The sequence below is a fragment of the uncultured Sphingomonas sp. genome (genome assembly GCF_946477935.1).
Classification (GTDB): domain Bacteria; phylum Pseudomonadota; class Alphaproteobacteria; order Sphingomonadales; family Sphingomonadaceae; genus Sphingomonas.
Genome location: NZ_CAMLAC010000181.1, coordinates 1 through 7,268, shown reverse-complemented (window position 1 = coordinate 7,268; position 7,268 = coordinate 1). Strand labels below are relative to the sequence as shown.

Genomic DNA, 7,268 nt, shown 5'->3' with positions numbered 1-7,268 from the left:
CCCCCACCCCGTCTCTTCCAGCCCGGCGGCCTCATCTACGAACTGAACGTCCGCGGCTTCACCATGCGCCACCCGGACGTGCTCCCGGAACAGCGCGGTACGCTCGCCGCGCTCGCCCACCCCGCGATCATCGCCCATCTGCAAAAGCTGGGCGTCGCCGCGGTCGAACTCATGCCGATCACCGCTTGGATCGACGAACGGCACCTGGGTGCCCTCGGCCTCACCAATGCCTGGGGATACAACCCCGTCGTCCCGATGGCGCTCGACCCGCGTCTCGTTCCCGGCGGCGTCGCCGAACTCGTCTCGACGATCGCCGCGCTGCGCGGTGCAGGCATCGGCACCATCCTCGACCTCGTCTTCAATCACACCGGCGAAAGCGACATACACGGCCCCACCCTGTCCTTCCGCGGCTACGACCCACAGGCCTATGCCGCCGCACCCGACGGCACGCTGATCAACGACACCGGCACCGGCAACACCCTCGCCACGGCACGCCCCCACATCCGCGCGCTGATCCTCGACACCCTCCGCCACTTCGCGCGCGCCGGCGTCGACGGCTTCCGCTTCGATCTCGCACCCGTCCTGGCCCGCAATCCCGGCTTCGACGCCCACGCGACCATCTTCGCCGAGATCGCCGCCGATCCCGACCTCGCCTCGCGCATCATGATCGCCGAACCCTGGGACATCGGCCCCGGCGGCTACCAGTTGGGCCGTTTCCCCGCCACATGGCTGGAGTGGAACGACCGCTACCGCGACGATGTCCGCCGCTTCTGGCGCGGTGACGGTGCGGCCGGCACGCTCGCCACCCGCCTCGCCGGCTCCTCCGACCTCTTCGCCGCCCCCGCCACCCGCTCGGTCAACTTCCTCGCTGCGCATGACGGCTTCACCCTCGCCGACACGCTGGCCCACGCCCACCGCCACAACCATGCCAATGGCGAGGAAAACCGCGACGGGCATGCCGACGAAATCGCCTGGAATCACGGCGCGGAAGGCCCGACGGACCAGCCCGCGATCCGCGCCGCCCGAGCCGCCACCGCGCGCGCGATGCTCGCTACGCTCTTCGCCTCGAAGGGCACGCCGATGCTGACCGCAGGCGACGAGTTCGGCCGCAGCCAGCACGGCAACAACAACGCCTACGCCCAGGACAACGAGACGACGTGGATCGACTGGACGGCGCGCGATACCGATCTGGAGGATTTCGTCGCGGCGCTTTCCGCCTTCCGCCGTGCCACCCCCCTTGCCGACCCCGCATGGCTGGCCGGCGCCGACTGGCGCGACCTCTCGGACCGCCCGATGACGCCCGAGCGTTGGGCCGAGGCGCAAGGCTTCGTTCTGCGGCTCCCCATGCCGACGGAAACGCTGATCCTGCGCATCGATCGTCCGAACGCCCGCGTGACGCTGTCGCGCGCCGCCTTGCTGGAGAGCCGCCCTTGAAGACCCGCTTCGCCCTGTTGCCGCTCGCCCTGCTGACACTCGCCGCCACGCCGCTGTCGCCGGCACAGCGTTTCGGTGTTCTCTACCGGGACGTGCAGATGGCGCAGCTTTTCCCCGACTCCAAAACCTTCGCCGATGCCGAGCCCCGCCGCGGCGACCGCCCGATCCTCGCCGCCTACCGCGCCTGCAACTGCGCCACCGACAAGACGAAGCTGCGCGCCTTCGTCCTCGCCAACTTCACCCTGCCGATCACGCCCAGCGGCACCACGCAACAGCGCCTGCCGATCGCCCAGCATATCGATCAGCTCTGGCCCCAGCTTACCCGCATCACCACCAAGGTCGCGCCCGGTTCCTCGGCGCTGACGCTGCCGCGCCGCTATGTCGTGCCCGGCGGGCGGTTCCGGGAAATGTACTATTGGGATAGCTGGTTCTCGATGCTCGGCCTGCCGCTTGCCGGCCGGCAGGATCTGGTCGAGGATCAGGTGGTCAATTTCGGCAGCCTGATCGATCGCTTCGGCCATATCCCCAACGGTACGCGCACCTATTATCTCAGCCGCTCGCAACCGCCCGTCTTCTATCTCATCCAGTCGATGTCGCGCGACGCGAAAACGCTGGCGACCCGCACCCGCCAGCTTCGTGCCGAACACGCCTATTGGATGGCCGGCGCCGAGCGGCTGAAACCCGGCGAGCAGCATGCCCGCGCCGTGCGCCTCGCCGATGGCACGCTCCTCAACCGCTATTGGGACGACCGCGCCGATCCGCGCGACGAAAGCTACCGCGAGGATGCCGAACTCGCCGCCGCCACGCCGAATCGCGACGCGGGGCAGCTCTACCGCGACCTGCGTGCCGCGGCGGAAAGCGGCTGGGACTTCTCCTCGCGCTGGCTGGCGGACGGGCGCAGCCTCGCCACCATCCGCACCACGCGGCTGGTGCCCGTCGATCTCAACAGCCTGATGCTGGGGATGGAGCGCACCATCGCCGCCAATTGCAAGGCCCTGCGGGACACCGCCTGCACCACCGACTACGCCGCCCGCGCCGCCGCACGCGACGCCGCGATCCGGCGGCTGATGTGGAACCCCAGCGGCTATTTCGCCGATTATGATCTCGACAAGGCCAGTGTCGCCGACGCGCGCACCGCCGCCATGGCCTTCCCCCTGTTCGTCGGCGCCGCCAGTCCGCAGCAAGCCGCCGCGACCGCCGAGGCACTTGCCCCGTTCATCGGCCAGGGCGGCCTGCGCACCACCCTCACCGAAAGCGGCCAGCAATGGGACGACCCGAATGGCTGGGCACCGCTGCAATGGATCGCGATCCAGGGTCTGCGCCGCTACGGCCACGCCGCCCCCGCCGACCGGATCAAGGCGGCATGGCTCGCCTCGGTGCAGCGCGAATATGCATCGAGCGGCAAGCTGCTGGAAAAATATGACGTGCGCGAGCGTCGCCCCGGCGGCGGCGGCGAATATCCCAATCAGGACGGCTTCGGCTGGACCAACGGCGTCACCCGCGCGCTACTGGCGGAGCGCTGACTCCCGAAGTCAGGGCGCCATCAGTCCATGTCCCATCAGGTTGTGATCCAGATGGTTCATGATCCACAGCGACCCGATCAGGACCAGCCCGACGATCAACACGCCGAACGCCAGCGCCAGCACGTTGTTGGTATTGTCCGGCCCCGTCGTGATGTGCAGGAAGAAGACGAGATGCACCCCCATCTGGCCGATCGCCAGCGCGACCAGCGCAACGGGGATACCCGGCCCCCATATCAGGTCGCTCGTCGCCACATAGAAGCTTGCCGCGGTCAGCATCGCCGCCAGCCCGAAGCCGATCGCATAGCTGCGCAGCGCCGCAGGGATGTCATGCTCGGCGGACCGGCTGCCGGGTGCCTTGTCGTCCTGCGGTGTCTCGTCCAGACCGCCGCTGCCGCTGTCGTCGGTGCGGGTATCGCTCATCCGTGCGTCCCCATCAGATAGACCATGGTGAACAGTGCCACCCAAACGATGTCCAGCGCATGCCAGAACAGGCTGAAGCACATCATCCGTCGCGCGATATCCTCGCGAAACCCCTTGGCCCAGACCTGCGCCATCATCGTCGTCAGCCACAGCATGCCCAGCGTGACATGGACGCCGTGGCACCCGACCAGCGCGAAGAAGGCGGACAGGAAGGCACTGCGCGACGGTCCATGGCCTTCACCGATCAGGTGCAGGAACTCATAGGCCTCCAGCGACAGGAAACCGAACCCGAACACGGCGGTGGCGGCCATCGCGATCTGGAACCATCGCCGGCTCTCCGCCAGCATCGCGATGCCCGCCAGTCCGCAGGTGAAGCTGGAGGCGAGCAGCAACGCCGTCTCGGTCGCGACCAGCGGCACCTCGAAGATGTCGCGCCCCGTCGGCCCGCCCGCCGTCTCACCGACCAGCACCGCATAGGCGGCGAAGAAGCCGGAGAACATGATGAAGTCCGACAGCAAAAAGATCCAGAAGCCGTAGGATACCACGATGCGCTTGGGCGCCGGCCCGCGCTCGCTGGCCGGGCGTTCGCCATGCCCCAGCTTGTGCGGATCGCCGTGGCGGCTGGCGTCGGCCGCGCCGCTCATGTCGCGGCCTCTTCGGGCAGGTTGAGCAGCGTCGCCTTGCCCTGGCGCCGCGCATCGTCCTGTTGCTTCACCTCGTCGGCAGAGATCACATATTCGGGCTCGTCCCGCCATGCGAAGACGACAAAGGTCGCCCATGCCCCCAGGAAGCCGGCGATCACCATCCACCAGATGTGCCAGATCAGCGCAAAGCCCATCGCGGTGGCGAACACGGCGCATATGATCCCGGTCGGCGAGTTGCGCGGCATCTCGATCGGCTCATAGTCGGGCCGCTCGCTCAATTCCTTCTTCTCGCGCGCCTTGGACTTCAGCTCCCAATAGGCATCCTCGCCCGTCACGTCGGGCAGCGCGGCGAAGTTGAAGGTCGGCGGCGGCGAGGCGGTGATCCATTCGAGGGTCCGCCCGTCCCAGGGATCGCCGCTCTCGTCCAGCAACCGCTTGCGATCGCGGATAGAGACATAGAGCATCATCACCTGACACGCGATGCCGCCCGCGATCAGCAGCGCGCCCGCACCCGCCGCGATCAGCCATGGCTGCCATTCGGGCACGTCATAATGCTGCATCCGCCGCGTCATGCCCATCAAGCCGAGCACGTAGAGCGGCATGAACGCCAGGTAGAAGCCCGACAGCCACAGCCAGAACGCCCGCTTGCCCCAACGCTCGTCCAGCATGAAGCCGAACATCTTGGGGAACCAGTAGGTGAAGCCGGCAAAGGCCCCGAACAGCACCCCGCCGATGATGACGTTGTGGAAATGCGCGACCAGGAACAGCGAATTGTGCAGCACGAAGTCCGCGGGCGGCACCGCCAGCAACACGCCCGTCATCCCCCCGATCGCAAAGGTGACGATAAACCCGATCGACCACAGCATCATCGAGGTGAAGCGGATGCGCCCGCCATACATGGTGAACAGCCAGTTGAAGACCTTCACCCCCGTCGGCACCGCGATGATCATCGTCGTCACGCCGAAGAAACCGTTGACGTCGGCCCCGGCGCCCATCGTGAAGAAATGGTGCAGCCACACCATGAACGACAGGATACAAATCACCATGGTGGCGATCACCATCGACCGGTATCCGAACAAGGGCTTGCCCGAAAAGGTGGATACCACCTCCGAGAAGATGCCGAACGCCGGCAGGATCAGGATATAGACCTCCGGATGGCCCCAGGCCCAGATCAGGTTCACGAACATCATCTGGTTGCCGCCCAGCTCGTTCGTGAAGAAGTGGAAGCCCAGATACCGGTCCAGGATCAGCATCGCCAATGTCGCGGTCAGGATCGGAAACGCCGCCACGATCAACAGGTTGGAGGCCAGCGATGTCCAGCAGAACATCGGCATCCGGGTATAGCCCATGCCGGGCGCGCGCATCTTCAGGATGGTGGTGACCAGATTTACGCCCGACAGCAGCGTGCCGACGCCCGATATCTGCAGCGACCACAGATAATAATCGACCCCGACACCGGGCGAGAAGCGCAGTTCGGACAGCGGTGGATAGACCAGCCAACCGGTTTTCGCGAACTCCCCGATGACCAGGCTCAGGTTCATCAGCAGCGCCCCGCTCGCGGTCAGCCAGAAGCTGACCGAATTGAGCGTCGGGAACGCCACGTCGCGCACGCCCAGTTGCAATGGAACGGCGAAGTTCATCAGCCCGATCATGAACGGCATCGCCACGAAGAAGATCATGATCGTGCCATGTGCGGAGAAGATCTGGTCGTAATGCTCGGGCGGCAGATACCCGCCATTGCCCTGCGCCATCGCCTGTTGCGATCGCATCAGCAGCGCATCGGAAAAACCGCGGAGCAGCATCACACCCGCCATCAGGCAATACATCACCCCGATTCGCTTGTGATCGACCGAGGTGATCCATTCGCGCCACAGATAGGGGAAATGCCCCGCGCGCCACGTCCAGATCAGCAGCGCCAGGATGCCCGACACCGCCACGCCGAACGCGATCAGCGGCATCGGCTCGTGAAAGGGGATCGCGTCCCAGCCCAGCTTACCGAACAGGGTCAATGCTCCCGCCCGTCATGCGCGGTTTCGCTCACCGGCGCACCGGACCGCGCGACGATGGTGTCGTACAGCCGCGGCTGCACCGCACGGTAGCTATAGGGTGCCACATCCGTGCTCTGCCTGTTCAGTGCCACGAAGCCCGGCCAGTCCAGCACCGGCCCCTGCCCTCGCGCCGCCGCCACGAACTGCGCAAAGGCCGCCGGGGGTACGGCGTGCGCGATGAAATCCATGTCGGCAAATCCTTCGCCGCTATAATGGGCGGACAGTCCCCGATACCGCCCCGGCCGGTCGGCACGCAGGTGCAGCGTCGAATCCATTCCCGCCATCGCATAGATCTGGCTGCCCAGTTGCGGCACGAAGAAGCTGTTCATCACGGTGGCGGAGGTGATGCGGAACCGCACCGGCACGCCCACCGGCAGTACCAGCCGGTTGACGGTCGCGATCCCCTGTTCGGGGTAGAGGAACAGCCATTTCCAGTCGAGCGACACCACCTCGATCGTCATGGCTTTTGCGCGCGACGCGATCGGCTTCGGCGGGTCATATTCATGGGCACCGATCCAGCCGATTCCGCCCAGAAAGACGATGGCCAGCGCCGGGATTGACCAGACCAGCAGCTCCAGCCGCCCCGAATAGGCCCATTTGGGCAGATGCTGCGCCCGTTCATTGCCCGCCCGGAACCACCAGGCGAAGCCGATGGCCATGACGATCACCGGGATGACGATCCCCAGCATGATCGCCAGCGAGTTGAACAACAGGGACTCTTCGCCCGCTGCGATCGGCCCTGCCGGGTCGAGCACCCCCGAACGACAGCCGCCAAGCGCCAACAGGCACAGCGGAGAGGCGCTGGCGAAGCGAAGGGGCGCGGTCATTCCGCGCGTCAACGATGCTGCCCCTCGATCGTTCCGCCCGGCCGGCTAGCCCCAAGCCACTCCCCATATCGGCCCGGGCTCGTCATCCTGTCGCACTCGCACGCTCCGCCGCCGCCGTTGCTCCCGCCCCAGCCGCGCCCGCAACCATGACCCGACACCGCGCATCCGCGCCGCCACCGACGCGCCCGCCAGTGCCGCCACCAGATCGGTCAGCGTCCCCATCTCGATCAGCGGCACCAGCCCCATCACGTCGGGCGCCGCCATCAGCACCATGCGGATCTCGTCCGCCTCCAGCATCCACCCTGCCAGGAACACGATCCCGACGATGATCCCCAACACCATATGCTGTCTCTTATACACATCTCCGAGCCC

At 66.6% G+C, this 7,268-nt stretch carries 7 protein-coding genes; 2 read left to right on the top strand and 5 right to left on the bottom strand.

Going from position 1 to position 7,268, the window contains the following annotated elements:
- The coding region (locus Q0U08_RS15535) for a glycogen debranching enzyme (protein WP_298092433.1) at nt 1–1,434 on the top strand (1,434 nt) is incomplete at its 5' end.
- Entirely contained in the window at nt 1,431–2,957 is a 1,527-nt protein-coding gene (gene treA, locus Q0U08_RS15530) for an alpha,alpha-trehalase TreA (protein ID WP_298092432.1), read from the top strand. The genes Q0U08_RS15535 and treA, both read left to right, overlap by 4 nt.
- A gap of 9 nt (nt 2,958–2,966) precedes the next feature.
- Here treA and cyoD read toward each other — a convergent pair whose 3' ends face one another.
- From cyoD to Q0U08_RS15505, 5 genes are all read right to left on the bottom strand, one after another.
- Complete coding sequence (gene cyoD, locus Q0U08_RS15525) at nt 2,967–3,377, bottom strand: cytochrome o ubiquinol oxidase subunit IV (protein ID WP_298092431.1); 411 nt, start codon at nt 3,375–3,377, stop codon at nt 2,967–2,969.
- Nucleotides 3,374–4,021: a cytochrome (ubi)quinol oxidase subunit III gene (locus Q0U08_RS15520; RefSeq protein ID WP_298092430.1), complete on the bottom strand. Its 648-nt coding sequence runs from the start codon at nt 4,019–4,021 to the stop codon at nt 3,374–3,376. Before Q0U08_RS15520 ends, cyoD begins: the two co-directional genes overlap by 4 nt.
- Nucleotides 4,018–6,030: a cytochrome o ubiquinol oxidase subunit I gene (gene cyoB, locus Q0U08_RS15515; RefSeq protein ID WP_298092428.1), complete on the bottom strand. Its 2,013-nt coding sequence runs from the start codon at nt 6,028–6,030 to the stop codon at nt 4,018–4,020. Before cyoB ends, Q0U08_RS15520 begins: the two co-directional genes overlap by 4 nt.
- On the bottom strand, nt 6,027–6,896 hold the full coding sequence (cyoA, locus tag Q0U08_RS15510) for a ubiquinol oxidase subunit II (RefSeq protein ID WP_298092426.1): 870 nt from the start codon (nt 6,894–6,896) through the stop codon (nt 6,027–6,029). The genes cyoB and cyoA overlap by 4 nt, the downstream gene beginning before the upstream one ends.
- Nucleotides 6,897–6,941: 45 nt before the next feature.
- Nucleotides 6,942–7,268, bottom strand: a 327-nt coding sequence (locus tag Q0U08_RS15505) for a hypothetical protein (RefSeq protein ID WP_298092424.1), incomplete at its 5' end; no start/stop codon positions are given.

Bases quoted from the DNA above. Each gene is read 5' to 3' on its own strand.
- cyoD (WP_298092431.1), bottom strand. From the start codon at position 3,377: ATGAGCGATACCCGCACCGACGACAGCGGCAGCGGCGGTCTGGACGAG.
- Q0U08_RS15520 (WP_298092430.1), bottom strand. From the start codon at position 4,021: ATGAGCGGCGCGGCCGACGCCAGCCGCCACGGCGATCCGCACAAGCTG.
- cyoA (WP_298092426.1), bottom strand. From the start codon at position 6,896: ATGACCGCGCCCCTTCGCTTCGCCAGCGCCTCTCCGCTGTGCCTGTTG.